Genomic DNA, 22,871 nt, shown 5'->3' on the forward strand with positions numbered 1-22,871 from the left:
CGCTCACCACAGCTCGAGTCGCGAACTGCGGACGACGCCTCTGATCGTGACGCGGAGTTTTCGGCTGATGGCCGCCAGCGTGAGGCCGTACACTGCCGCACCCAGCGCGACGATCGCGAGGAGCTGATACCAGTGATCGATTGTGGCGGCGCGCTCTAGCGGGACGATGACGGCGAACATCACGAGCCCGGCCGCGAGCTGTTCGCCGAACGTCCGCGGGAACAGGACGACCGTCGACAGCTCGCGCTTGACGACGACGGCGGAGAGGGCGTAGCGGAGGGTTTCCGCGACGACCGTCGCGACGACGACGCCGATCGCGCCGTAGGCGAGCGTCAGCGCGACGCCGAGGGCGACGTTGATCGCCAGCGTCAGCGCCGAGATCCGCGTGTTGACGTCCGGTCGGTCGATCCCGTAGAGCACGCTCGTGAGCACGCCGGCCTGCGTCTTCGCGATCTGGTACGCCGCGAGTCCGACGAGCAGCGTCGCGGCCGCGGCGTACTCCGACCCGAAGAGCGTCACCACGAGTCGTTCCGGCATCGCGACGGCTCCGAAGAACATCGGGATCGCGATGATGCTCGTAAACGAGAGCGTGTTCGAGACGTCGGTCCCGAGCGTCTCGCCCTCGCTGTGACGGCGGCTCACGCGAGCCATCAGCCCGCTCGAGGCGGCCATCGTCACGAACGTCGCCGGGACCGTGAGCTTGAGCGCGACCTCGTAGTGGCCGGCGGCGGCGGGTGCGAGCAGGTAGCCCAGAAGGATGATGTCGAAGCGGTCGTAGGCCTGCCCGAGAAACGAGTTCGGAATGCTGTACCTGGCGTACGACCAGAGGCTCGCGACGGTCTCTCGAGACGGAGCGACCGGCCGCGTTCGGACGAAGTACCAGAGGACCGGAACCGTCAGGAACGTCGCGGCGGCGAGTCCGTAGGCCATGCCGGCCGCGCCGAACCCGATCAGGATCAGGCCCAGTTGGATCGGGAAGGTGAGCACCGATCGAAGCGTGTCGGTCCACATCGAGGCCCCGACGCGGCCGCGCGCCTGGACGATCAGATCGAGCGGTTCGAAGAGCGTGACCGCGAACAGCAAGAGGACGAACAGTATCGGCGCTTCGGGGAGCCCGGTGTAGGAGACGAGCCGGTTCGAGGTGATGACGGCAACTACCACGGCGAGTGCCATCCACACCAGCGTGAACAGGCCCTGACTGCCGATCAGCTCCCCCGACGGGGCGTCGGCCTCCGAGTACCGCTTCTTGACCGCCGTTCCCCACCCGTTGACCGCCCGATCGGCGATCTTCACCAGCGAAAAGAGGAGGTAGTAGCCGCCGAACCCGGTCGGCCCGAGCGCCCGCGCGAAGACGATCGTTCCGAGAAAGCCGATCGCGGCCATCGTGAACTTCGCGGCCGTCGCCTTGACCGTCTCGCCGCCGAGACTGACCGACGTCGCATCACTCATCGCTTCCGGGGACCCGTTCGCACTCGTTCAGCCCGCCGCACCGACGATGGCCAGCCGGACCCGTCGCCGACCGGTCGATCGCTCGGGGCGAGATCACCGTCACAGATACCCCAGCTCCTCGAGCTGGGACTCGAGCCCGGAGAGATCGGCCTCGGAGAGGCCCTCGCGCCGCTCGAGGTCAGCGACCCGCCGATCGAGTTCCGACTCGAGGGCCGCCGGGTCGCAGTCCCCGATGGTGCGGTTCTCGGTCAGATCCTCGAAGTAGTAGCAGTCGGCCGTCGCGAGCGCGTGGCGTTCGGTGTCGACCGGGGCGACCTCGTAGCCGTCCTCCTCGAGCGAGAGTCGCCGCCGTCTGGAGATCCCGTGGAACTCCGCGAGCGCGCTCGATCGCGGCTCCAGCGCGGGCGGATCGCTCGAGAGCAGCGGCCGGACCGATTCGCCGCGACGACGGTCCGTCTCGACGCCGGCGAGGTCGAGCAGCGTCGCGTAGACGTCGAGGTGGTTCACGAGGGCGTCCCGCGTCGCTCGCTCCCCGTTCGCATCGGGCGTCCGATGGTCGGCGCGCGGTCCGGGTGCGGAGACGACGAGCGGGACCGTCATGACGGGCGGGTAGAGCCCGCTGCCGTGTTCCCACGCGCCGTACTCGCCCAGGGCCTCGCCGTGATCGGCGAGCGTGACGATGTAGTCGAACTCGGCGGCGAGTTCCGCGTAGATGTCCCGGTAAATGTCCGACAGGTATCGGACGGCGTCGTCGTACGCGGTGGCGATCCGCGCCGGATCGTACGGCGGTTCCTCGAGCGTGGCTTTCACGCCGTCGAAGTGCGGCGGGTCCTCGTCCGGATCGGTTCGGTACTCGTCCGGCGGGTCGTACGGCCGATGGGCCTCCATGAGGTTCGCGAAGAGGAATTCGCGTTCGCGGTTCCACGACCGGTCGCGAACGTACTCGAGCAGTTCCGCCGCGCCGTCGTCGCGGTGGCGTCCCTTGAGCCCCATATCTCGGAGCTTCATCAGGGCCCCCTGTTTCAGCGACTGGGTCGTGTCGCAGTCGCCGTCGACGCACCGCCAGACCGCCCGGAGGTACCGCTCCGGTCCCGCGGACTGGTGGTCGGCGATGAAGGCGTCCCAGTCGAAGACGTTCTCGCCGAGGCCGCGGAGCCGCCAGCCGCCGTCGAACTCGTCGAATCCGTGGTGCCAGCCCAACCGTTCCGAGACGTTGACGTTACAGCTGAACGCGCGCGTCCGATAGCCGCGGTCCCGGAGGAGTTCGGGGAGGCGCGTCGTGTGTCGGTCGAAGTCCTGCGATTTGATCGTCACGCCGGCCTCGCTCGCGTACAGGCCGGTGAACAGCGAGGCGTGGGCCGGTGCCGTCCAGTGGCTCGTGCTCCACGCGTTCGCGAACTGCACGCCCGGTAGCCAGTCGAAGTGCTCGTTGAACGAATCCGCTCGAAGCGTATCGAGCACGACGAGGGCGATCGACGGGTCGTTTCCCATGGTCGCGGTTCCGCTCATCCTACCAGACCCCTCACAAAGAACCTGCCCCCGGCAGGAGAACGGAACGCGGTATTGCACGTCGGTTCCGGCCGGGAGGATACCGTTTCGACCCGGAGCGTCACCGAGGGCGCTATCGGCCGTCGGTTCCCGGTCATACTCACAGCACCGTCGCGATCCCGTCCTCGAGCGCCTCGACCTGCGCTTCTTTCTCGCGCTCGAGGGCGTCCATATCGAACCGAACCGGCTCGCTCGTGACGTCGCCGTCGATGGGGACCCGATCGAACAGGTTCGCTCGCGGCGTCTCGAAGTAGAACTGCGCCCTGTTGCCGTAGGTCAGGGCGGGGAGACAGGCGTGGATCCGGTCGGAGCGCACTACGTCCGCGTTGGCGTAGAGGAAGAGGTAATCGGTCACGAGATCGGAGACGAAGGCGTTTTCGACCTCGAAGGGCGGCGTCTCGAGGCCGACCAGTTCCCGCGCCCGTTCGCCGACAGGGAAGTGGTACGGTTCGTCGAAGGGGGCGTGATCGGGTCTGATGACCGTCCGCGAGCCGCCGACGTCGGGCTCCTCTTCCTTGTCGAACGTATGGACGTCGAACGCCCGATTCGCCTCGGGCGGCCGGTGACGGTCGCCCAGGAACAGCGAGCAGTCGATGCCGTCGTACAGGTACTCGACGAGGTCGCCGTACTCCTCGTAGGCGGTCCGGTCCCGCGTGAGCAGGACATCGATGTCGAGCGCGTCGAACACGGCCTCGACGTACCGCCGTTCGTCGTCGTCGTACTTCTCGCCGCCCCCGCCGACGACGACGATCGGAACGTCCCGCTCCCTGAGCTGTCGGAGCGTATCGAAGTACTTCCGGAACGTCGGTCTCGAGAGGACACAGCCCGGGAGGACGGCCAGATCGGCGTCGATCAGCTCGCTTATATGCACCGTGTTCCGTCGAAGCGGGTGCGTCGGCGATTCGTAGGTGGATCGATCGTACCCTGTCATTCGCGCGAGCTTCCGGGTGCCGCCCCACAGCGCCGCGGTGTCCGACGCGTGGTTCGGATAGCCCCCCGTTTCGACGATCTCGGCGTCGGGAAACGCGTTCTCGAGCATCGCCCTCGCCCCGTAGTCGATGAAGCCGTTCCCGATGTTCGTCGTCCACGTCCGCAGAAGCAGGATTCGCATTGCGGACCCCTCCACCGGAACCGGTGATAATTATGGAGGGGCTACACCCCGCTATCGTCCCATTTAGACATCTGGGGCGAGTTCGAACGGGACGCTAGGGCATCGATATCGACCCGAGAAGCCTTCGAATCGAGGCTCGATCCCGGTGTCAGTCGAGATAGCCGAGTTCGCGCAGGCGGTCGGTGGGCATATCGATGTCCTCGTCGGGGCCGGTCGCGTCCGTACCCGCGTCCCCAGCACGTTCTTCCACCCACCGTCGCACGTCGTAAACCGAGTCCGGGCAGGTCTCGGCAGTGGAACTCGCGTACGCGCGCCAGGAGTGACTCGCCGGCTTCTCGCCCGCGTCGGGCGGGTAGAACGCGGCGCGCATGCCGTGATCGCTGACGACGAGGAGGTCGTCGTCCTCGCCGAGGGCGGCGACGATCTCTTCGACGAACTCGCCGACGCGGTCGTAGGCGCGGCCCAGTGCGGCCTCGTCGTCGGCGTAGGCGTGGCCCGCCGCGTCCAGCGTGTGGACGTGAACGCCGGCGATCGAGACCGGGTGCGCGAGCATCTCGCGGGCCCAGCCGAACTGCTGGGCGCAGAGCCCGAACAGCTCGCGCTCGAACTCGCGGCGTGGCATCCCCTCCGCCACGGCGTTCATCAGGTCCCAGGCGCGCTGGAGCGGCCGGCCGTCGTGGACCCCCGGCCAGTTGTGGACGACCGCGTCGTCGGCGTCGAACATCGACTCGCGGTCCGTCTCGCCGATGCGCTCGCGCGTACCGGTCCGCGATCGAACGAGTTTGCCGAGGGTCCCTCGAGTCGATTCGTCGAGGCGGCCCGTGACCGTCGACGCGAGATCGAGGGCTGGGTTCGCCCACTCGCTGGTGCCGCCGCCGGTGATCCCGTGTTCGGCCGGCTCGAGCCCGGTCGCGACGGTCGCCCAGACCTCCGGCGTGTACGGGACGGCCTGCGTGTTCGCGAACGTCTCGATCTCGCCGCCCGACTCGAGGCGGACGGCGTCGAGGTCGAAGTGATCGACCAGCCCGGCGTCGAGCGCGTCGAGCGCGAGGACGACGACCGTCATGCGTATCCTAAATCCTCCAGATCCTCCTGCAGCGCGTCCTCCTTGACGACGTAGGCGGGATCGAACCGCTCGCGTTCCCGCTCGAGAGAGGGATCCTCGACTCTCTCGCCGTCCTCGAGGCGATACGTGCCGTCGCCCGTCGCGATGTGATCGGCGGTCATCGCGGCCTTTCGATCCCCGTAGGCGGCGAATGCGGTTTCCCGATCGAGCGTGCCGACCCCGTGTTCGCTTCCCGTCAGGATCGTCGGGACGTCGACCAGCGAGACGACTTCGCCGAGATCGGGGGCGTTGCGCGTCCCGAACGGGACGTTCAGGAGTTCGGCGCGCATCTCGCCGGGGTGGCCCCACAGTCCGTCCTCGCCGAGCAGTTCGCCGTGATCGCCGCAGAAGACGACGCGCGTGTCGTCGGGAATCGCGGCCCACAGGCGCTCCAGACGGTCGTCGAGGTCGGCGATCTCCCGTCGGTAGAGGTCGCGAACGGCGGCCTCGTCCTCCTCGGACCCGCGACCCGAGAGCACGCGGCGGCTGAGCCGCTGTGCCGTCGCCCGGTCGACGTCCGCGCCGTCCGGATCGTAGGGATGGTGCGGTTCCATGAAGTGTAGCCACCCGAACCACTCCTCGCGGTCGTCGATCTCGGCCAGGAACTGGTCGACGACCTCGTCGGCGGGTCGGAACGATTTGTTCGTCTCCTCGACGTAGCTCCGGAGTTGCTGGTATCGGTTGTAGCCCCAGCTCGCTATCTTGTAGGGGAACGAGCCGCGCTCGAGCAGGATTGCACCCTTGTCCTTCAGCGACTCGCCGCCGCCTTTCGGCGACGTGAACGAGTCGAAACCGGCCGCGTAGCCGTACTCCGCGGACAGCAGGTGGTTGGTCGTGATCCCGACGCAGCGGGCGTCGAACGCGCGGGCGACGCTCGCCGCCGACTCGAGGCCGTCGCCGGTCGGATACTCGCCGCCGATGATCGCCGGGAAGCTGCCGGGCGTCGCGGTGCTCGTGGCGAAGGCGGCGTCGTGGGTGTCCTCGAGGAAGTCTCGTGTGGTGGGCATGTACTGGACGTGGTCGGTTCTGAGCGAGTCGACCGTGACTAACAGTGTCGTCTCCGTCGCGTGTTCGGTCATAGGTATCCGAGATCCTCCAGTCGGGCGCGGCTCGCCGCGTCGACATTCTCGGCGAACGCCCGTTCGCCGTGGTCGTCGTCAGTGACCCACTCGCCGAAGGCGGACTCGAAGAGCCCCTCTGGGACCGTCTCCTCGGGGCGTTCGGTCTGCTTCGACGGCGGCCCGGAGACGTCGTACACCGCCTCGGTGCCGAGCCGGTCGCGGTAGTACTTCCGATCGCGCCGATAGACGACGCGCTGTCCCCGATCCCAGTAGGACTCGTCGCCGCCCTCCGGGATGCCGGAACCTGATCCCACGATCTCGGCGCGAGCACGTTCTCGCTCGAAAGCGAACGGATCGAACGGGTCCCCGCTCGCCAGCGACCGGATCACGTCACCGAGGTCGGCGTGGGAACTGAGCCCGTTCACGTCGACGGGGCCTCGGTTCCCCGGCTCGAGGACGCCGTCACCGGTCGCGACGACGTCGAACGGGACGTGCAACAGCCCTTCCGAGAGACTGCTCATGTGGTTCATGAGGTAGCCGTCCGACTCGTAGCCGAGGTTCTCGCCGTGATCCGCCGTCACGATCAGGATCGACTCGCGGTCGTCACCGGCCGCCAGCGCGGTCACGAGATCCGCGACGACCCGGTCGAGGTAGTCGACCGTCGCGGCGTACAGCCCGCGGACGCGTTCGACGTCCGATTCGAACTCGCCGAGGCCCTCCGCGGCGTTCACGTCCGAGTCCCGAAACGAACTCGAGTGGAAACCGGCGGAGACGCCGTGGATCGAGTCGTCCAACCCGCGAAACGGGGTGTGTGGACCGTGTGCGTCCATGAAGTTAGCGAAGGCGAGCACCGGACCGTCGGGTTCGGTGACCTCGCGCTCGAGCGTTCTCGCGATCGCCCGGCCGCCGAAATCGGTCGGTTTCTCGATCGGGAGCTTCCGGCTCACGTCGTCCAGTTTGAGGAGGACGCCGTTGCACAGCGACTGCAAGGGATGCTCGTGCGCGAGGGCCTGACGGACGAAATCGGCGTAGGCCTCCACGCCGTCGGTCGAGCGGTCCGAGATGTGCTGCTGGACGTCCATCCCCGCGGGAAGCCGGCGACTCGGCGAGATGGGGACCGTGCGATCGAAGAAGCGGTCGAACCCGAAGACGGGGCTGGCGTAGATGTTCGACGTGACGCAGACCGATTCGTACCCCGCCCTCGAGAGGGGCGCGATCCAGGTGTCGTCGACGTCGATCGGATCGAACCGGCGCTGGCGCGCGTGGACGCCCGTTTCCGACGGAACCGATCCCGTCAGCATCCCGGCGTGACTCGGGACGCTCCAGCCGGCCAGCGCCCGCATGCCCTCGAATCGGACGGCCGCCAGCTCTCGGAGACGGGTCGCGTACCGGTCGTAGACGTCTTTTCTGACGGTGTCCAGACAGAGGACGACGACGTTCGGTCGGTCTCTCCCCGTCATGTGAACTCCTCGAGTGCGGCGCTGAAGCGTTCCCGCTGGTTCGATTCGGTCAGGTCGGTGACGAGGCTCCGCTGGTCGCTCCCGAGGGATCGTCGGTCGGTCGGTGAGAGGTCGGAGAGAGCCACCAGTCCGTCGAACAGGCCCGTCTCGGTCGGCGGGACGACCTGTCGAGCCGGCAGGAGCTCCCGGACGCCGGTCGCTTCGGTGACGATCGTCGGCGTTCCCGAGAGGATCCCCTCGAGCGCGGCGACGGGAAACGCGTCGCCCCGAGACGACTGAACGTAGACGCTCGCGCGGTCGAACCAGTCGGCGAACGCGTCCAGATCGACGAACCCGGGCGTGACGACGTGGGGCATGGCGGCGTACGGCTGCTCGTCGTGCCCCGCACCGAGTGCCACCAGCCGAACGTCGGCCTCGACGGTCCCGGCGAATCGCTCGACTGCCAGCGCGAGCCGGTCGTAGCCGTTCGCGGGTTTGGCTTCGCCCGCCGAGAGGATCGTAAACGGGTCCGCGGGTGATCGAGGGGTGAGCGACGCGAGGCGGTCGTACTTCTCGTCGGCGATCGGCGGCCGGACGATCGCGGTCGGAACGTCGCCGATGTACGGTCGCGCCCAGCGGGAGGCGTCGCGGCCGACCGCGATCACGCCGTCGAGCAACCGACTCGAGAGCGGCTCGAGCGCGCGCCAGAGGTATCGCGTCGGCCGCTCGGAGAGGGTGTAGAACGTCTCGTCCGCGGCGAGGTAGATCAGGGTCGTTCCCGGCCGGCGCAGTTTGTACGCGAGCCCGGTCTGGAGCGGCGCGCTCCCCTCCGCGATGACGGTCTCGTACGCCGGCAGCGTCCCGGCGGTTCGGAGCCGATCGACCGTCCGCTCGGTGTTGCCGCCCGGTTCGGGCGGTCGTTCCCCGGTCTCGAAGTGGCGTCGATCGGCGCTCACTGCGTCGGCGAAGACTCGATGTGCGGGGTGTGCGTCGCTGTTCTGATAGAGCAGACACCGATCGCTCGTCGCCCGTCGCGGGCGCGACGGTCCGGTCTCGGTCCGGCCGTCAGCGTCGGCCGGCTCGTGCGTAGTCGTCTTCGCCGTCATCGATCACTCGCCTCCTCGAGCTCGCGGGCGTCGTCGGCGTCGACAGCCGGCGGTGAGACGTCCCCGACACGGTGTCCTCTTTCGAGTCGGGTCGCGTCCCTCGTGCACTCGGATCGCCGGCCTCGTTCCGATTCCGGGACGTCGCTGTCTGCGACTGCGTCTCCTTCGATAACCTCGCGGAGCCCGTCCGCGAAGCGGTCGTACTCGTAGCGCCTCGCTTCGGCGCTGATCTCTGCCGGGTCGAAATCGGCGGGATCGAACCGCCGAACCGCCTCGCGTAGGGATCCGACGGTCGGTTCGAAGAGCAGCCCGGTCCGTCCGCTCTGGACCTGGTACCGCGTGAACCCCTCGTCGACGCCGAGGAGGGGTTTGCCGGCCATCATGGTCTCGGCCCCGACGAGACCGAAGTCCTCCTTCTTGGGCGCGTAGACGACCGCAGTGGCCCGCGCGACCAGCGACTCGATGTCCGCGACGTACCCCCGCACCTCGATGTTGTCGTAGTTCGCGGCGATGGCCTCGAGTCGCTCGCGCTGTTGTCCGTCACCGGCGATCACGAGCCGTTCGTCGAGTCCCGCGAAGGCTTTTGCGATCAGATCGATCCGTTTCTCGGGGGCGAGTCGGGACCACGTGAGGAAGTAGCCGTCGTCGCCGTCGTTGCGCCAGTCGCCGGTCACCGGCGGATAGACGACGCTGGCGTCGCGGCCGTAGAACCGCCGGATCCGATCGCGGACCAGTTCGCTGTTCGCGACGAAGCGGTCGACGTAGTCGTTGGCCTCCTTGTCCAGCGCCCGCCACGCTTTCGCGTACGCCTTGAGCCCCGTCTCGACGAACGGGAGATCGAACGCCGAGAGCCGATCCCGATAGAGGTCGTACAGCCACCGCGGCGGGCTGTGGGGGTAGTGGACGATCCGTTGACCGACCGCAGGGACGTAATATTTCGACAGCGGCGCGCTCTCGAGGATTACGTCGTACTCGGTGAGGTCCTCGTGGGCGTCGGTCATGTCGAGTGCCACGTTCAGCGTTTCGAGTGGATTCATGCCCTCGTTTTTCCACTCGAGGAACGGTCGCCACGGGAGCGACGTGTACTTCGATTGCCGGAACGGGATCACCTCGACGTCGTCGGGGATCGGCGTTCCCTCGGCGACGTAGGTCGTGTAGATCGGTGCGTCGAGCACCCGGGCGGCCTCGATGGCGAACTCCTCGCCGCCGCCGATGCCGGGGAACCGATCGTGCAGGATCGCCACGTCGGTCACTGTAACACCTCCCGGAGCTCCCGGTCCGGCGACCAGGTGCCGTCGTGGGTGTCGTCGTCCTCGGCGGCTCGAGCGCGCAGCAGCGAGATGCTCGCACGGAACAGCGAGATCTGAGCGTCGAACAGGGAGTACAGCGGCTGAGCGGGACCGAGCGCGTCGCGAGAGCCGAGCACGGTGAAGGCGAGGATGCCGGCCGGCGTCGCCAGTCCGACGGGACCGAGGATGGCCAGCGATCCGACCGTCGCCACGGCGATTCCGGTCGCGACGAGACACGGGGACACGATCATGAACCACCAGTTGAACGGCAGGACGACGCGGCCGTAGGCCCCGTGGCGACCGAGGGCGTCGCGCTGTCGCCACAGCAGTCGCAGGAGCCCCATCGCCCGTCGATCCTTCTGCCGGCGGCGCTTGCCGAACGCGGAGTGAGCCGCCTCCTTGTAGTGGATCTCGGGATCGAAGACGACTCGACCCCCGTTGCGTCGAATCTTTAGCGCGAGTTCGGTGTCGTCGGCGATCGAGTCCTCGTCGATCGGGACGATGGCATCCCGCTCGAACGCCGAGAACGGCCCGTGGAAGATCAGCGTCGAGTCGATGTGGGACTCGAGGACCTGAATTATCGTCTGGACGTCCCGATACCCTCGCTCGACCTCGCTGTCACCGAGGACGTCGGCGTTGCGGCCGGTGACCGCGGCCACGTCGGGATCGGCGAGGTTCGCGGCCGCTCGCCGGACCGCGTCCGACGCGAGCCGCGAGTCGCAGTCGGTCTTGACGACGACCTCGTTCGACGCGGCCGCGTAGGCCTCGTTCAGTGCGGGCGCGAGTCCCTCGCGTTCGGCCGTCCGAACGAGCGTCAGGTCCGGCTCGGGCCGACCGGCGAAGAAGGTCTCGACCAGCTCCGCCGTCCCGTCGTCGCTCGAGTCGACGACGACGATCTCGACCCGGTCCATCGGATAGTCGAGTTCGACCAGCTCCTCGAGTTTCGACTCGACGATCGCCGCTTCGTTGTACGTCGGCAGGACGATACTCACCGACGGCTCTCGGGGCCACGTGTGGGCGGGCGTTCCCGAAGGGCGGCTGACGTAGTAGACGCCGAGGTAGATCAGATACGGAAGGCCGGTCAGTGCAACCAGTCCGAACAGAGCCTCGAGGAGGCGCTTCATGCGAGTACGCCTCAACGGTCAACGGTTCGCTGCAAAGCCAGATGGCTTGCATTGTGCAAGCAGTGGTCGTCTCCGGTCTCGAGTCCGGCGGCCGCAATGGAGCGATCCGGCGCGACTGACCACGGATTTCGCCCGTTCGTCAGTGAACCCTGCGGTGGCGCGTGCGGTGCGACGGCGAGCCATCGGCGAGTCGTCGCTCGAATACGCGCGAGGGATGAGTGAGGGAAGAATGACCGAACGAATCGGCTGGGGAGGACGTGGCCATTCCCTGTTGCCACGATAGCATGGCGTTCGTCTCCTCGTTCACGATAATTTCGGCCATCTTTCGGTTCACGCTGATTTCCGGCTCACTCTGTCTCGCGGTATCTCACCCTCGCCTCCTCGAGTCGGATGTCTTCCGAACAGAAGTCACGTCGAGCCGATACGCTGCGTTGATTCGACCCACTCCCACCGATCGGTGGCTTTTTCCACGCCCTCACCGACCTCCCAACACGCGACAAACGCTCGTGAACTGCGTCACAGTTCCGTTATGCATGCCACATTCGGTATGCTTTTACCGGGGTAGCGTATAGATGCGCGTATGTCAGTGATAGCCGAGTCCGCCGTCGGGCACGACGAACTCGCCGTGCTCAAACTCCTCGCACTCGAGGGCGGGCTCGAGGGCGACGTCAAAATCTCCTGTTCTCACCTCGCGGACCGCCTCGACGCGTCGAATCAGACCGCCTCGCGCCGGCTCCAGCGCCTCGAGGGCGCCGACCTGCTCGAACGCGACACGGTCAGCGACGGCCAGTGGGTCGCGATCACCGAAACGGGCGAGCGGACCCTTCACGCCGAGTACGAGGACTACCGTCGCATCTTCGAGACGGACTCCCAGATCGAACTCGAGGGGACCATCACCAGCGGCATGGGCGAGGGCCGCCACTACATCTCGCTGTCGGGCTACAAACGCCAGTTCGAGGAGCGACTCGGCTACGAGCCGTTCCCCGGCACGCTCAACGTCGACCTTCGTGAGGACAGCGTCCGCCGGCGCAGCGCCATGGCTTCGCTCGAGCCCGTCCCGATCGACGGCTGGGAGTCCGACGAGCGGACCTACGGCCCCGCGGTCTGTTACCCCGCGACGATCGAAACGGCCGACGGCGATGTCTACGAGAACGCCTACACCATCGCCCCCGAACGCACCCACCACGACGACGACCAGCTCGAGGTCATCGCCCCCGACAAGCTCCGCGAGGAACTCGCCCTCGAGGACGGCGATCACGTCACCGTCTCGGTGGGTGATCGCGAATGACCGGCCACCACGCCGGGCCGCAGTCGAACGCGGACGGGGCGACGGCGGGATCGAACGCGCCGGCCGCCGCGGATTCGTTCGAGCACGCCCTCGAGTCGCTTCGCGCGGGCGAGCCGATCCTCGTCCACGACGCGGCCGACCGCGAGGGCGAGACGGACCTGATCTACCACGCCGACGCCGTAACGCCCGAGGCCGTCGCCCGGCTGCGCAACGACGCCGGCGGCCTGGTCTGCGTCGCCCTCGGCCACGAGACGGCGGAGGCGTTCGACCTCCCCTTCTACTCGGACGCGATCGATCACCCCGCGACCGGCGACCACGAACTGGGATACGACGAGCGGTCGTCGTTCTCGCTGACGGTCAACCACCGAGACACCTACACCGGGATCACCGACGACGACCGCTCGACGACTATTCGGGCGCTCGGCGCTGCCGCTGGGACGCCCGATGAAACCGACTTCGCCGCGGAGTTCCGCGTTCCCGGCCACGTCCACCTGCTGAAAGGCGCACCCGACCTGCTCGCTCAGCGCGAGGGCCACACCGAACTCGGCCTCGCCCTCGCGGACGCGGCCGACCTCTCGCCCGCCGTCGTCGTCTGCGAGATGCTCGACGACGAAACCGGCGCGGCGCTCTCCCCGACGGACGCTCGCGCCTACGCCGACCGCCACGGCTTCGCCTACCTCGAGGGGAGCGAGGTCCTCGAGCGCTGTCGGTAGGCCGCTGATTCTGGTGCCTCTCGAGTCACCCAGTGACTGCCGAGCACCGACCGCCAACGAAGCGGAGGCGGCAGCGACGGCGTCGAAGGGACTGCGCTCGGGTCGAACCGCGAACACTTAGTACAGTGGCTTGCAACAATCACGATCATGGGATTCGACGAGATGGACGTCGACACGATCTGGATGGACGGCGAGTACGTGGACTGGGACGACGCGGAGATCCACGTGCTCACGCACGGCCTCCACTACGGGTCGGGCGTCTTCGAGGGCGCGCGCTGTTACGACACCGAGAACGGACCGGCGCTCTTCCGCTGGGAAGAACACCTCGATCGGCTCTATCAGTCCGCAAAGCCCTATGAGATGGACATCGACTTCACGAAGGAAGAGCTCACCGAGGCGACGAAAGAGCTGATCAAGCGCCAGGAGCTTCCCTCCTGTTACGTCCGCCCGATCGCCTACTACGGCTACAACTCGCTGGGCGTCAGCCCGAAGGACTGTCCCACGCGCACCGCCATCGCGGTCTGGCCGTGGGGCGCCTATCTGGGTGAAGAGGCCCTCGAGAACGGCATCGACGTGATGATCTCCTCGTGGCGGAAACACGCCTCGAGCCAGATTCCGACGAACGCCAAGACCACTGGCCTCTACGTCAACAGCATGCTCGCGGGCGAGGAAGCCCGCCGGAACGGCTACGCGGAGGCGATCGTTCTCAACAAGGAGGGCAACGTCGCGGAAGGCCCCGGCGAGAACATCTTCCTCGTGCGCGACGGCGAGATTTTCACGCCCGGGCTCTCGGAGTCGATCCTCGACGGGATCACTCGCGATTCCGTCATTCAGATCGCTGAGGACCTGGGCTATACCGTCCACGACGACGTCTCCATCTCGCGGGGCGAACTCAACACCGCCGACGAACTGTTCTTCACCGGCTCCGCGGCCGAAGTCACCCCGATCCGAAAAGTCGACAACGTCGTCATCGGCGACGGCTCCCGCGGCCCCGTCACCGAAGAGATCCAGCAACAGTTCTTCGACATCGTCGAACAGGCCCCCGCGGAGTACGACGAGTGGTTCGAGTACGTCGACGTCTGAGAACCGCTTTTACCAGCAAACGCGCCTGATCGCTCTCGAAACAGGCGAATTGACTGCCTTTCTGTTTGCTTGAAAACCGATTGTTGTGGCCGGGAGCGCGTCTCGAGCACCGCGAGAGGCGCGCAACTCGGGGGAGGGCAGGCGCTTCACCGAGTACTGCCGCGAGCGAGCCCGTAGGGCGAGCGAGCGGGCCGACGACTGACCCGAAACGAAGTGGAGGGGAAGGAGGAGTGCTTTTGATCGAAATTTTACCGAGGGAGCGGCGAAGCCGCGACCGCAGCGTAAAATTTCGGTTCTAGTCGTCGTCGGCCCGCTTTTGCTGGTCGGCCCGATCGGTGCCGTCGGTCGTGGCCTCGTCGATCACGTCGATCGAGACGCCGGCGTCCATGCCGCGGTGGTTGGCGTCGCCGAATCCGGCACTCAGCACGCGCGTCAGCGCGTCTTCGACGTCCTCGTCGAGTTCGGTGATCCGCTCGGACTCGACCTCGATCACGTAGCCGGTCGTAATGTTCGGCGACGTCGGCAAGAAGAGCACCTCGCGGCCGTCGTCGGCGACCTTCCCCGTTTTGAACGCCGTCATCCGCAGCCCGTCCCAGGTCTCGATTTTGACCGGTTTCTGCAGCGATTCCTGCTCCCCGAAGGCCGTCTCGGCGGCCATCTTCGAGGCGTTGTAGACGACGCGGATCACGGGCACCCTGTTGGCGACGTTGTCGACGAGCCGTTCGACCAGGCCGCCGACGGTCGTCCGCATCAGATAGCCGACCGAGAACGTGAGGACGATGAAGACGGTGAGCGCGACGATGACCCGGAGGAACTGGGCGAGTTGCTGACGCGTCTGCTGGCTCGCGCCCGGGAGAAGCGCCTCGAGATCCGTCGCGTCGAGAATCAGGCCGGGTGTCAGTCCGGCGACGAGACCGTAGAGCCAGTAAATCGCATAGAGCGTGATGAGGATCGGGACGAGGACGATCAGCCCACTCGCGAAATCCCGCTTCCACGAAGCCATGTTCCGGAACTCACACTACTGGCTAATGAGCGCTTCCCTTTGTCGTATCCGGCGGTGAGATGAGCGTCGTGTCGGGTCGCAACGATCCGGACGAACGGCCGACTGAGGGTCCATGACCGGAGCATCGACACGTTCGAACCCCGACTCGAGACGCGGCATCTGATGACCAAATTTCAAGCCCGTCCGCTACGCACCGATAGCTATGAGCCTCGAGCAGGCTGAATCGGAGGAGACGGCCGATCCGCTCGACCCGTTGCGGCAGTTCGTGGCGCTCGAGCGCGACGTGCTCGTCCTGTCGGCGGCGATGTTCGCCTTCAGCCTCGGGTTCCAGATGACCAACCGGTACATGGCGGAGTATCTGTCGGCCCTGGGCGCGTCGGCGGTCGTCATCGGCCTGTTCGGCTCGTTCGGGAACGTCATCAGTGCGGTTTACCCCTATCCCGGCGGCGCGATCTCGGACCGGATCGGCTCGCGGTACGCGCTGACCGCGTTCGGCCTCTGCTCGACGGTCGGCTTCGGAATCTGGCTGGTCGCCCCCGCGTTCAGTGGGACCACGATCGGTCCGACCTCGCTGGCCGTCGTCGCGATCTTCGTCGGCCTGATCCTCGCACAGGCCTGGAAGTCGTTCGGGCTCGGGGCGACCTTCGCGATCGTCAAGCAAGCGGTGCCGCCCTCGCAACTGGCCGCCGGCTTCGCGAGCACCGAAACGTTCCGCCGGACGGCGTTTCTCGTCGGCCCGCTGCTCGCCGCCGCGCTCTTCTACCCGTTCGGCTCGAGCGACGGCGCGATCGTCACCGCGTTTCAACTGGTGTTGCTCGTCGCGATCGTCTTCGGCGTCCTCGGAACGGTCGTCCAACACGTTCTCTACAGGCCCGACGAGGACAGCGTCGGAACGGAGTTCGAAGGCGTCACGCAGCTGCTCGCGGATCTCCGGGCGATGCCCGCGGAGCTCCGACCGCTGCTGGTCGGCGACACGCTCGTTCGGTTCGCCAACGGCATGGTCTACGTCTTTTTCGTCATCGTCGTGACCCGGTTTCTCGAGGTCGGACTCTCCGTTTCGGTCCCGGTAGTCGGAACCGTCTCCCTCTCGCCGCAGTCGTACTTCGGAATCCTGCTGGGGATCGAAATGCTGGTCGCCCTGGTGACGATGATTCCGGCCGCCAGAGTCGCCGAACGGGTCGGTCTCAAGCCGATCGTCGCGCTGGGCTTTGCAGTCTACGCGGTCTTTCCGATTCTGTTGATCAACGCCTCCGACGATGCGGCCGTCCTCGCGGGTCTCTTCGCATTTTCGGGGCTGCGGTTCGCGGGACTGCCCGCGCACAAAGCGCTGATCGTCGGCCCCGCCGAGCTGGGTACCGGTGGCCGGGTGACGGGTGCGTACTACCTCCTGCGGAACGTGATCGTCATCCCGAGCGCCGCGCTCGGGGGGCTCCTGTGGAGCGGCGTCTCGAATCCGGTGACCGGTGCCGAACTGTTCGCCGGCGATCCGACCGCGGCGTTCACCGTTGCGACCGTCATCGGCCTGGTCGGGACGGCCTACTTCCTGCTGTTCGGGACGGAATTCGAGGCCTATCGGTAGCGGCTGGACGTCGGCATCCGTCAAAACGTATCGATCGGCAGTCCACTCACGGGCGACTTGTACCGTTTACAGTCCGAATTTCGGTCGAATCCGACCGAGAGTCACAGGAACAGCCGGTAGTAGTACGGACTGATGAACCCCTCGATGACCGCCGCGATGGCGAGTAGTATGCCGACCCCGACGAGCACCCAGAACGCCCGCTCGAGCGCATCCGCGAGATCCGTTCGTCCGGCGGGACCCCGCCACGTCCGCCAGGCGGTCACGCCGACGGAGATGCCGAGCGCGCTGGCGATCAGGATCGCCGGAATCTCGATAATGCCGTGGGGAACGACGAAGGCGGCGAGTTCGACGGGATCGACCTCGAGGCGGGCGATGATACCCAGAGCAACGCCGTTGAATAGCAACGAAACGATCGCCGGGAGGACGAGTGCGATCCCGGCGTACGCCGTCACGAGCGCGACCAGCCAGTTGTTACCGAACAGTTCGAGGGCCATCGCGGGCGGGAGCCAGCCCTCGAGTCGGCTCGCGATCGACGCGTCGACGGCACCGACGAGGGGACCGGCGGCCGCCCATCCCATCCAGAACCCGAGGAGAATCAGGCCGACCGCGAGCGCGTGTAACCCCAGATTCGAGCGGACGAACGCGCTCATCTCCGTCCAGCCGTGCCGGAGGCCGGCCCGGAACTGATCGCGAAGCGACAGCGACGGCGATTCCGGCGGTGCGAGTCGATCCCGGTAGCCGCAGTAGACGGCCGTCTTCAGTAGGTCCAGGGCGGGAAGCACGACAAGTATGGAAAGCAGTGACCCGATGGTAACGACATCGACGAGCGAGAGCAGACCGGTTATTCCGGCCACCGCACCCACCCCCACGAACGCGACGATATAGTAGAAGACGGCTTCGACCGGCTGTGAGCGGAGGAGTCCGGCCGCGTTCCGTACCGCTCCGAAGACGCCGGCATCGTCGACGACGACTGCGGCCGGTGCGAACGCGAACACCGCCCGAACGATGACGAGCAGAACGAACAGGACGAGCCCACCCAGGAGGGCAACTGGAAGCGTCAACACCGCCGTTGCGGGTGCAAACGAGATCGAGCCGGCGAACAGTGCCGCCCCGGAAACGACCAGCAGTAGTGCGCCGCTCCAGATCACCAATTCGAGAACGAACAGGCCGAAAAACCGCAGCCAGTAGCGGCGCGCACCCTCGAGACCGGCTACGAGCCCGCGATTGTCCCGCAGCCGACTGTAACAGGCTGCGAGCTGCCCCGCAGCGACGGCGGCGGACAGGACTGCGAAGAGCAGGACGCTCACGACGGCCGTCACGCCGAGGAGAGCGACGATTTCCGTCGTCAGTATCTGCTCGAAAATCGGCTCGATATCGCTCAGGAATCGGTCGTACGCCTCGGGATCGGCGTTCGGATCCGTCGGTGGTGGGTCCAGTTCGGCGAGCTGTGCTCGAATCGGGTCCAGGCGGCCGCTCGTCGCGAGAAGCACGTAGGCGACCGCGATCGCGACGAACGGAACGACGCGGACGATCGCGGTGATCGCAGCGCCGAGGACGTACATCGGCAGGACGTCGGCCGGCCGACGACGAAGGACGGCGACGACGGCACTGACGTAATCTGACAGACTCATAGTGGCCCCTAGAGTTCTTATTAGTTAAATCAACCCTCTTGGGCTGAGCAATGTTCGTTCGGTTACTGGTCCGCCGACGGTTCCCGACTCGCGTCGATCGCGGGGGAAACTACGCTTTCGCACCGGCGACGCCGCTACCGATCGTCGCCCCGCAGGTGGCACAGGTGGCGACGTAGAATCGTTTGGACGCCGCGATAAATCCGGTCGTCGACTCGGTTTCGACGAAGTCGATCTCGGATTCCGCAGAGAGCGTCGTGTCGCACTCAGGACAATGTACCATATCTCTAAACCGGTCGTTCGTCCTGAAATTTCTTCCGCCGATCACTTGCCCGGCGATACCAAATCGCGACAACAGTCGATCCAGCTCCTGCTCGAGACGCCATCGGTGCGGGACGCACCCGATCACCGCGAATACGTCTCGAGGCGGCGGATCTTCCCGTCGTCGAGCGCGAAGAAGTCCGCGAATTCGAAGAGGGTCCGCTCACCTTCGACGACGCGCCCGCGAACCGCGATCCGATCTCCGTCGGCGACCGTCGACTCCAGTTCGTGACTGGTATCGGGACTCGGGCGGTCCTCGGCCATGAATCGGACGAACGCCTCGCGGTTCTCGAACGTTCGATCCGGCCGGCGCTGGACGAACTCGGGGCGGAGGAGGGCCTCGAGCGCATCGTAGTCGTGCTCGTCGAGCGCGTCGTAGTAGCGGCGGACGGCGGCGAGTCCGTCGCTCTCCGACTCGTCGGCCGCGTTCGGCTCTGAGTCCATACGAGTGTCGTTCGTCGCCACGGTCAAAAGTGCCCGACTTCGTCTCAGTCGGACGAGCGTTCCGTGTCGTCGGTTCCGAGGAGGCCGTCCGGGGCAGCTGGTTCGTCTCGATCGGCAGCACTGGCGTGGACGCGATCGGCGTCTCCGCGGTAGTCGTCGCCCGCTGCATCGTCTCCCCGTCCGTAGTGCTCCGCTGCCATCGCGTACCACTTCGCTGCATTGCGTCGATCCGTCGCCTGCTCGTTCGCGTGGTCCGCGGCCCGTTCCACTGCGTCGTCGTCGCCGTACCGTCTGGCGGCGTCGAACGACTCGAGGGCGTCCGTCAGCGGGTCGACTGCAGCGTCGAACGCGGCGGCGGCAGTCACCCAGTCGTCGTCGGCGAAGGCCTCGCGACCGCGCTCGTACTCCTCGAGCCCGTCCCGATAGTGCGCGGTCGCGATTCGGTAGCGTTCGACGGCCGCATCGTCCCCGGAGACGGCCTCGATCGCCGCCCGGACCGCGTCGAGATCCGGCTGACTCGTCGGGTCCTCGTCGGACCAGGCGTAGTGGACCGTTCGCTCGTCGTCGAGGACGAAGATCGACCGCCGCGCGAGGTTCCGGTGGCCGCCGAGCAGTTCGTCCTCGAGCACGCCGTAGGAATCCGCGATCGAGCCGTCGCCGTCCGAAACCAGCGGGAAGCTGAGGTCGTAGCGGTCGGCGAACTCCCGGTGGCTGAAGGCGGTATCGGTCGAAACCCCGATGATCGAGACGTCGCTCTGGAGGCCGAACAGATCGAGGTCGCGGAGCGAACAGAGTTCCTCGGTACAACCCGGGCTGAAGTCTGCGGGATAGAAGACCAATAGGACGACGCCGTCGCCCATCGACTCCTCGAGCGCTGCGGTTCGAATCTCGCCGTCGATCGCTGCTGGTCCCTCGAAGGTCGGAGCGGTCGCCCCCGTCTCGAGCATACGGACTGTCTGGAGCGCGACGACTGTATGTGCATCGATCCACGGGCAGAGTTCCGCTGGCACCGTTCCCCGTTCGAATCGATCCCGCTTCGAGGACCGTCGAGGTCCCAACTCTCGATCCGAGGTCCTTTTCTCTCGGCCGCTCCTACTCGCGTTCGTGGAGTGTCACGTCTACTACGAGGGCGACGACGACCCCGAGAAGTGCACCGCGCGTCGCCTCGAGAAGTTCGACAAGGCGACCCTCTACCGGTCGATGGGGCAGGTGCCTTACGGGGTCGTCCTCAATCCCCACGCCGAGCAGGCGCTCTCCCCGGCCGATCTCGAGGACGGGCTGGGGACGCTGGTGGCCCTCGATTGCTCGTGGGAGTCCGCCGAGGAGGCGTCGTTCCAGATGCGCGGAATCCACCGGGCGCTGCCGTTTCTCGTCGCCGCGAATCCCATCAACTACGGTCGTCCGTTTCGACTGACTACCGTCGAAGCCCTCGCCGGCGCGTGCTGTATCTTCGACGAGCGGGACCGTGCCGAGGACCTCCTCGAGCCGTTTCGCTGGGGCGAGACGTTTCTGACGCTCAACGAGGAGCCGCTGCGCCGGTACAGCGAGTGTGCGGACTCGAGCGAGGTCGTCGCCGTCCAGGAGGAGTACCTGGCCGACGAGGAAGACGAGTAGCGGCGGCGGGCGACCGCATCCGATCCCGTCGCTCGGATCACAGCGATTATATGCACCACGAGCAAAGGCCGGGTATGGCCCAATTCGACGCCGCCGAGAAACGGATGCTCGAGAAGATGATCTGTATGCGCTGTAACGCCCGCAACTCCAAGCGGTCCAAGCGCTGCCGGAAGTGCGGCTACAAGAACCTTCGTCCCAAGGCGAAGGAACCGCGCGCCGCATAATCGATCGCTCGATCGACTTCTTTTCGACGTGGTGGTCGCGTCGTCGCGTAGTGTTCGGTTGGTTCGCTGGTCGAGAGCAACAGCAAGGGAGCCGAAGCCGGTCGCGTTCGGCCGATCTCAGTCGTCGGGGTACTTCGGCTCTCGGTTCTCCGCTCGCTCGAGCGCCGTCGTGACGACGTCGCGGACGTCGCCGTGGAAGACGTCGCCGTGGCCGGCGTACATGTGCTCGACGCCCTCGGGCATGCGCTCGAGGAGGTCCCCGATGCTCTCGATCAATCGCTCGCGAGACTGACCGGCCATATCGGTGCGGCCGAAGCTGCCGTAGTCGAAGGCCCCGTCGTCGTGGACGACCACGTCGCCGGAGAACAGCGTGGCCTCGGAGACGAGGGAGACGTGATCGTCGGCGTGCCCGGGCGTGTAGACGACGTCGAAGGCTTCGTCACCGATTCGGACCGTATCTCCGTCGTCGATTTCGTTCGTCCGCGTCGGGTGATCGGCGTACGCGTAGACGTCGGGATCGAACGCGTCGCAGACCGCCTCGAGCTGTGCGACGTGATCGCCGTGTTGGTGCGTCATGACGACGGCGTCGAGGTCGCCGGTGTGGTCGCGAATTTCGTCGACGACGCCGTCCATCGCACCGGCGTCGACGAGCGTCGTCCGATCGCCGACTGCCAGATAGGCGTTACAGGTGAACGTTTCCGCGTCCGCCGTGACGTGATGGACGTCCATAGAGGGACACTCGTCGGCCGGCGGCAAAAACGGTGCCATCGATACCGAGCGGGCGACTGGTGTCGGTGATGTCCCTCACCGCCACATGGCGGATTTCTTATATTCGAGGGGTGGAATACCTTCACTGGACCCGCTGATTACCGTGTTGACTGGTTGGGAAACCCTAATAAACTGGTAACCATGGAATTTTTCAACCGGAATCCCGTAGGGAACGCTGTATGGGTTTCGGGAGCTACGACGAATCCGAGCAACAGGAAGTCGACGCTGATTTTGACGACGACGATGCGGTCAAGTCGGGGGAGAACAGTCACGACGGAAGCATCGAGTTCGAAAACGGCGCGTCCAGCGACGAGTTGCTCGATCGGCTCAAGGAAATCAAAGACGAGAGCGACTGACGGATGAAGTCCGGGGCGCGAGCGCTGGGTATCGCCGAATCGTACCGCGACGATCGTGACGACGACGGCGATCCTGACGACGATCGACGGCGAAGCACGCTCGCGGGTGCCGTCGTTCGCGCCGATCGCGTCTGTGACGGACTCGCGTACGGCTCCTGTCGCGTCGGCGGCACCGACGGGACTGCCGCCGTCATCGACCTGATCGACGGACTCGACCGTCCGGACGTTCGATACGTCCTGCTCGGCGCCGTCGCCCCGGCGTGGTACAACCTCCTCGAGCTCTCGCGAATTCACGAGGCTGTCGGCCGGCCGGTGCTCGCCGTCACGTTCGAGGCGAGCGAGGGACTCGAGACCGGCCTCCGAGATCCCTTTTCGGGAGCCGAACTCGAGGAGCGACTCGCGATCTATCGGTCGCTGCCAGAGCGCCGAGAACTGTCGATTAACAACGAGACCGTCTACGTCAGAGCCGTCGGGCTCGAGCCCGCCGAGGCAGACGACGTCGTCCGCGCGTTCACGCCCGAGGGCGGTCGACCGGAGCCGATCCGGGTCGCGCGACTGGCTGCTCGAGCGGCGGATTCCTACGCGCGATCGTCTGAGTGAGCGTCGCCCGACGACGGT

At 66.5% G+C, this 22,871-nt stretch carries 23 protein-coding genes; 8 read left to right on the forward strand and 15 right to left on the reverse strand.

Annotation, left to right across the window (positions count from 1 at the left end; all coding sequences use genetic code 11):
* Nucleotides 1-3: 3 nt before the first annotated feature.
* The 9 genes from NDI89_RS00865 to NDI89_RS00905 all read right to left on the reverse strand — a co-directional run bounded on the left by NDI89_RS00865 (nucleotide 4) and on the right by NDI89_RS00905 (nucleotide 11,232).
* On the reverse strand, nucleotides 4-1,449 hold the full coding sequence (locus NDI89_RS00865) for an oligosaccharide flippase family protein (RefSeq protein WP_277519596.1): 1,446 nt from the start codon (nucleotides 1,447-1,449) through the stop codon (nucleotides 4-6).
* 99 nt (nucleotides 1,450-1,548) lie between these two features.
* Nucleotides 1,549-2,958 (reverse strand): sulfatase-like hydrolase/transferase, encoded by a 1,410-nt coding sequence (locus NDI89_RS00870; RefSeq protein ID WP_277519597.1) that lies wholly within the window; start codon nucleotides 2,956-2,958, stop codon nucleotides 1,549-1,551.
* A gap of 139 nt (nucleotides 2,959-3,097) precedes the next feature.
* Nucleotides 3,098-4,108, reverse strand: coding sequence for a polysaccharide pyruvyl transferase family protein (locus NDI89_RS00875; RefSeq protein WP_277519598.1), 1,011 nt, complete (start codon nucleotides 4,106-4,108; stop codon nucleotides 3,098-3,100).
* A 148-nt stretch (nucleotides 4,109-4,256) separates the two neighbouring features.
* Nucleotides 4,257-5,174 (reverse strand): alkaline phosphatase family protein, encoded by a 918-nt coding sequence (locus NDI89_RS00880; protein ID WP_277519599.1) that lies wholly within the window; start codon nucleotides 5,172-5,174, stop codon nucleotides 4,257-4,259.
* A complete protein-coding gene (locus tag NDI89_RS00885; protein WP_277519600.1) occupies nucleotides 5,171-6,292 on the reverse strand; it encodes a sulfatase-like hydrolase/transferase in 1,122 nt (373 codons plus the stop codon). The genes NDI89_RS00880 and NDI89_RS00885 overlap by 4 nt, the downstream gene beginning before the upstream one ends.
* Nucleotides 6,289-7,734 (reverse strand): sulfatase-like hydrolase/transferase, encoded by a 1,446-nt coding sequence (locus NDI89_RS00890; RefSeq protein WP_277519601.1) that lies wholly within the window; start codon nucleotides 7,732-7,734, stop codon nucleotides 6,289-6,291. The genes NDI89_RS00885 and NDI89_RS00890 overlap by 4 nt, the downstream gene beginning before the upstream one ends.
* On the reverse strand, nucleotides 7,731-8,819 hold the full coding sequence (locus NDI89_RS00895) for a glycosyltransferase family 4 protein (protein ID WP_277519602.1): 1,089 nt from the start codon (nucleotides 8,817-8,819) through the stop codon (nucleotides 7,731-7,733). The genes NDI89_RS00890 and NDI89_RS00895 overlap by 4 nt, the downstream gene beginning before the upstream one ends.
* The gene (locus NDI89_RS00900; protein WP_277519603.1) at nucleotides 8,816-10,072 is read right to left on the reverse strand and encodes a glycosyltransferase; all 1,257 of its coding nucleotides are present in this window, start codon (nucleotides 10,070-10,072) and stop codon (nucleotides 8,816-8,818) included. The genes NDI89_RS00895 and NDI89_RS00900 overlap by 4 nt, the downstream gene beginning before the upstream one ends.
* Entirely contained in the window at nucleotides 10,069-11,232 is a 1,164-nt protein-coding gene (locus NDI89_RS00905) for a glycosyltransferase (RefSeq protein WP_277519604.1), read from the reverse strand. Before NDI89_RS00905 ends, NDI89_RS00900 begins: the two co-directional genes overlap by 4 nt.
* Nucleotides 11,233-11,812: 580 nt before the next feature.
* On the opposite strand from NDI89_RS00905, the gene NDI89_RS00910 reads away from it, so the two are divergent.
* The 3 genes from NDI89_RS00910 (at nucleotide 11,813) to NDI89_RS00920 (ending at nucleotide 14,316) form a co-directional block, all read left to right on the forward strand.
* Nucleotides 11,813-12,520 carry a CTP-dependent riboflavin kinase gene (locus tag NDI89_RS00910; protein WP_277519605.1) on the forward strand — a complete coding sequence of 236 codons (708 nt, stop codon included), beginning with the start codon at nucleotides 11,813-11,815 and terminating at the stop codon, nucleotides 12,518-12,520.
* Complete coding sequence (gene ribB, locus NDI89_RS00915; RefSeq protein WP_277519606.1) at nucleotides 12,517-13,233, forward strand: 3,4-dihydroxy-2-butanone-4-phosphate synthase; 717 nt, start codon at nucleotides 12,517-12,519, stop codon at nucleotides 13,231-13,233. The genes NDI89_RS00910 and ribB overlap by 4 nt, the downstream gene beginning before the upstream one ends.
* 147 nt (nucleotides 13,234-13,380) lie before the next feature.
* A complete protein-coding gene (locus NDI89_RS00920) occupies nucleotides 13,381-14,316 on the forward strand; it encodes a branched-chain amino acid transaminase (protein ID WP_277519607.1) in 936 nt (311 codons plus the stop codon).
* Between the two features lie 295 nt (nucleotides 14,317-14,611).
* Here the strand turns inward: NDI89_RS00920 and NDI89_RS00925 are convergent, their stop codons facing one another.
* Entirely contained in the window at nucleotides 14,612-15,319 is a 708-nt protein-coding gene (locus tag NDI89_RS00925; RefSeq protein ID WP_277519608.1) for a DUF502 domain-containing protein, read from the reverse strand.
* A 202-nt stretch (nucleotides 15,320-15,521) separates the two neighbouring features.
* Between NDI89_RS00925 and NDI89_RS00930 the strand changes: the two genes are divergently transcribed.
* The gene (locus NDI89_RS00930; protein WP_277519610.1) at nucleotides 15,522-16,898 is read left to right on the forward strand and encodes an MFS transporter; all 1,377 of its coding nucleotides are present in this window, start codon (nucleotides 15,522-15,524) and stop codon (nucleotides 16,896-16,898) included.
* Between the two features lie 101 nt (nucleotides 16,899-16,999).
* Here the strand turns inward: NDI89_RS00930 and NDI89_RS00935 are convergent, their stop codons facing one another.
* The 4 genes from NDI89_RS00935 to NDI89_RS00950 all read right to left on the reverse strand — a co-directional run bounded on the left by NDI89_RS00935 (nucleotide 17,000) and on the right by NDI89_RS00950 (nucleotide 20,238).
* The gene (locus NDI89_RS00935) at nucleotides 17,000-18,529 is read right to left on the reverse strand and encodes a stage II sporulation protein M (protein WP_277519611.1); all 1,530 of its coding nucleotides are present in this window, start codon (nucleotides 18,527-18,529) and stop codon (nucleotides 17,000-17,002) included.
* Between the two features lie 109 nt (nucleotides 18,530-18,638).
* The gene (locus tag NDI89_RS00940; RefSeq protein ID WP_277519612.1) at nucleotides 18,639-18,809 is read right to left on the reverse strand and encodes a hypothetical protein; all 171 of its coding nucleotides are present in this window, start codon (nucleotides 18,807-18,809) and stop codon (nucleotides 18,639-18,641) included.
* 122 nt (nucleotides 18,810-18,931) lie between these two features.
* A complete protein-coding gene (locus tag NDI89_RS00945) occupies nucleotides 18,932-19,291 on the reverse strand; it encodes a nuclear transport factor 2 family protein (RefSeq protein WP_277519614.1) in 360 nt (119 codons plus the stop codon).
* Nucleotides 19,292-19,335: 44 nt separating this feature from the next.
* On the reverse strand, nucleotides 19,336-20,238 hold the full coding sequence (locus NDI89_RS00950; protein ID WP_277519615.1) for a redoxin domain-containing protein: 903 nt from the start codon (nucleotides 20,236-20,238) through the stop codon (nucleotides 19,336-19,338).
* Between the two features lie 157 nt (nucleotides 20,239-20,395).
* On the opposite strand from NDI89_RS00950, the gene NDI89_RS00955 reads away from it, so the two are divergent.
* Both NDI89_RS00955 and NDI89_RS00960 read left to right on the forward strand, forming a co-directional pair.
* On the forward strand, nucleotides 20,396-20,905 hold the full coding sequence (locus NDI89_RS00955) for a DUF367 family protein (protein ID WP_277519616.1): 510 nt from the start codon (nucleotides 20,396-20,398) through the stop codon (nucleotides 20,903-20,905).
* Between the two features lie 74 nt (nucleotides 20,906-20,979).
* The gene (locus NDI89_RS00960; RefSeq protein ID WP_277519617.1) at nucleotides 20,980-21,129 is read left to right on the forward strand and encodes a 50S ribosomal protein L40e; all 150 of its coding nucleotides are present in this window, start codon (nucleotides 20,980-20,982) and stop codon (nucleotides 21,127-21,129) included.
* Nucleotides 21,130-21,246: 117 nt separating this feature from the next.
* On the opposite strand, the gene NDI89_RS00965 is transcribed toward NDI89_RS00960, so the two are convergent.
* Nucleotides 21,247-21,858, reverse strand: a complete 612-nt coding sequence (locus NDI89_RS00965) for an MBL fold metallo-hydrolase (RefSeq protein ID WP_277519618.1) — start codon at nucleotides 21,856-21,858, stop codon at nucleotides 21,247-21,249.
* Nucleotides 21,859-22,076: 218 nt separating this feature from the next.
* Here NDI89_RS00965 and NDI89_RS00970 point away from each other — a divergent pair, with 218 nt between their 5' ends.
* Nucleotides 22,077-22,253, forward strand: coding sequence for a DUF5786 family protein (locus NDI89_RS00970; protein ID WP_226007644.1), 177 nt, complete (start codon nucleotides 22,077-22,079; stop codon nucleotides 22,251-22,253).
* A gap of 3 nt (nucleotides 22,254-22,256) precedes the next feature.
* Entirely contained in the window at nucleotides 22,257-22,853 is a 597-nt protein-coding gene (locus tag NDI89_RS00975; RefSeq protein WP_277519619.1) for an endonuclease dU, read from the forward strand.
* The last annotated feature ends 18 nt before the right edge of the window (nucleotides 22,854-22,871 follow it).

This window comes from Natrinema salsiterrestre (assembly GCF_029502005.1).
GTDB classification, from domain to species: Archaea; Halobacteriota; Halobacteria; order Halobacteriales; family Natrialbaceae; genus Natrinema; species Natrinema salsiterrestre.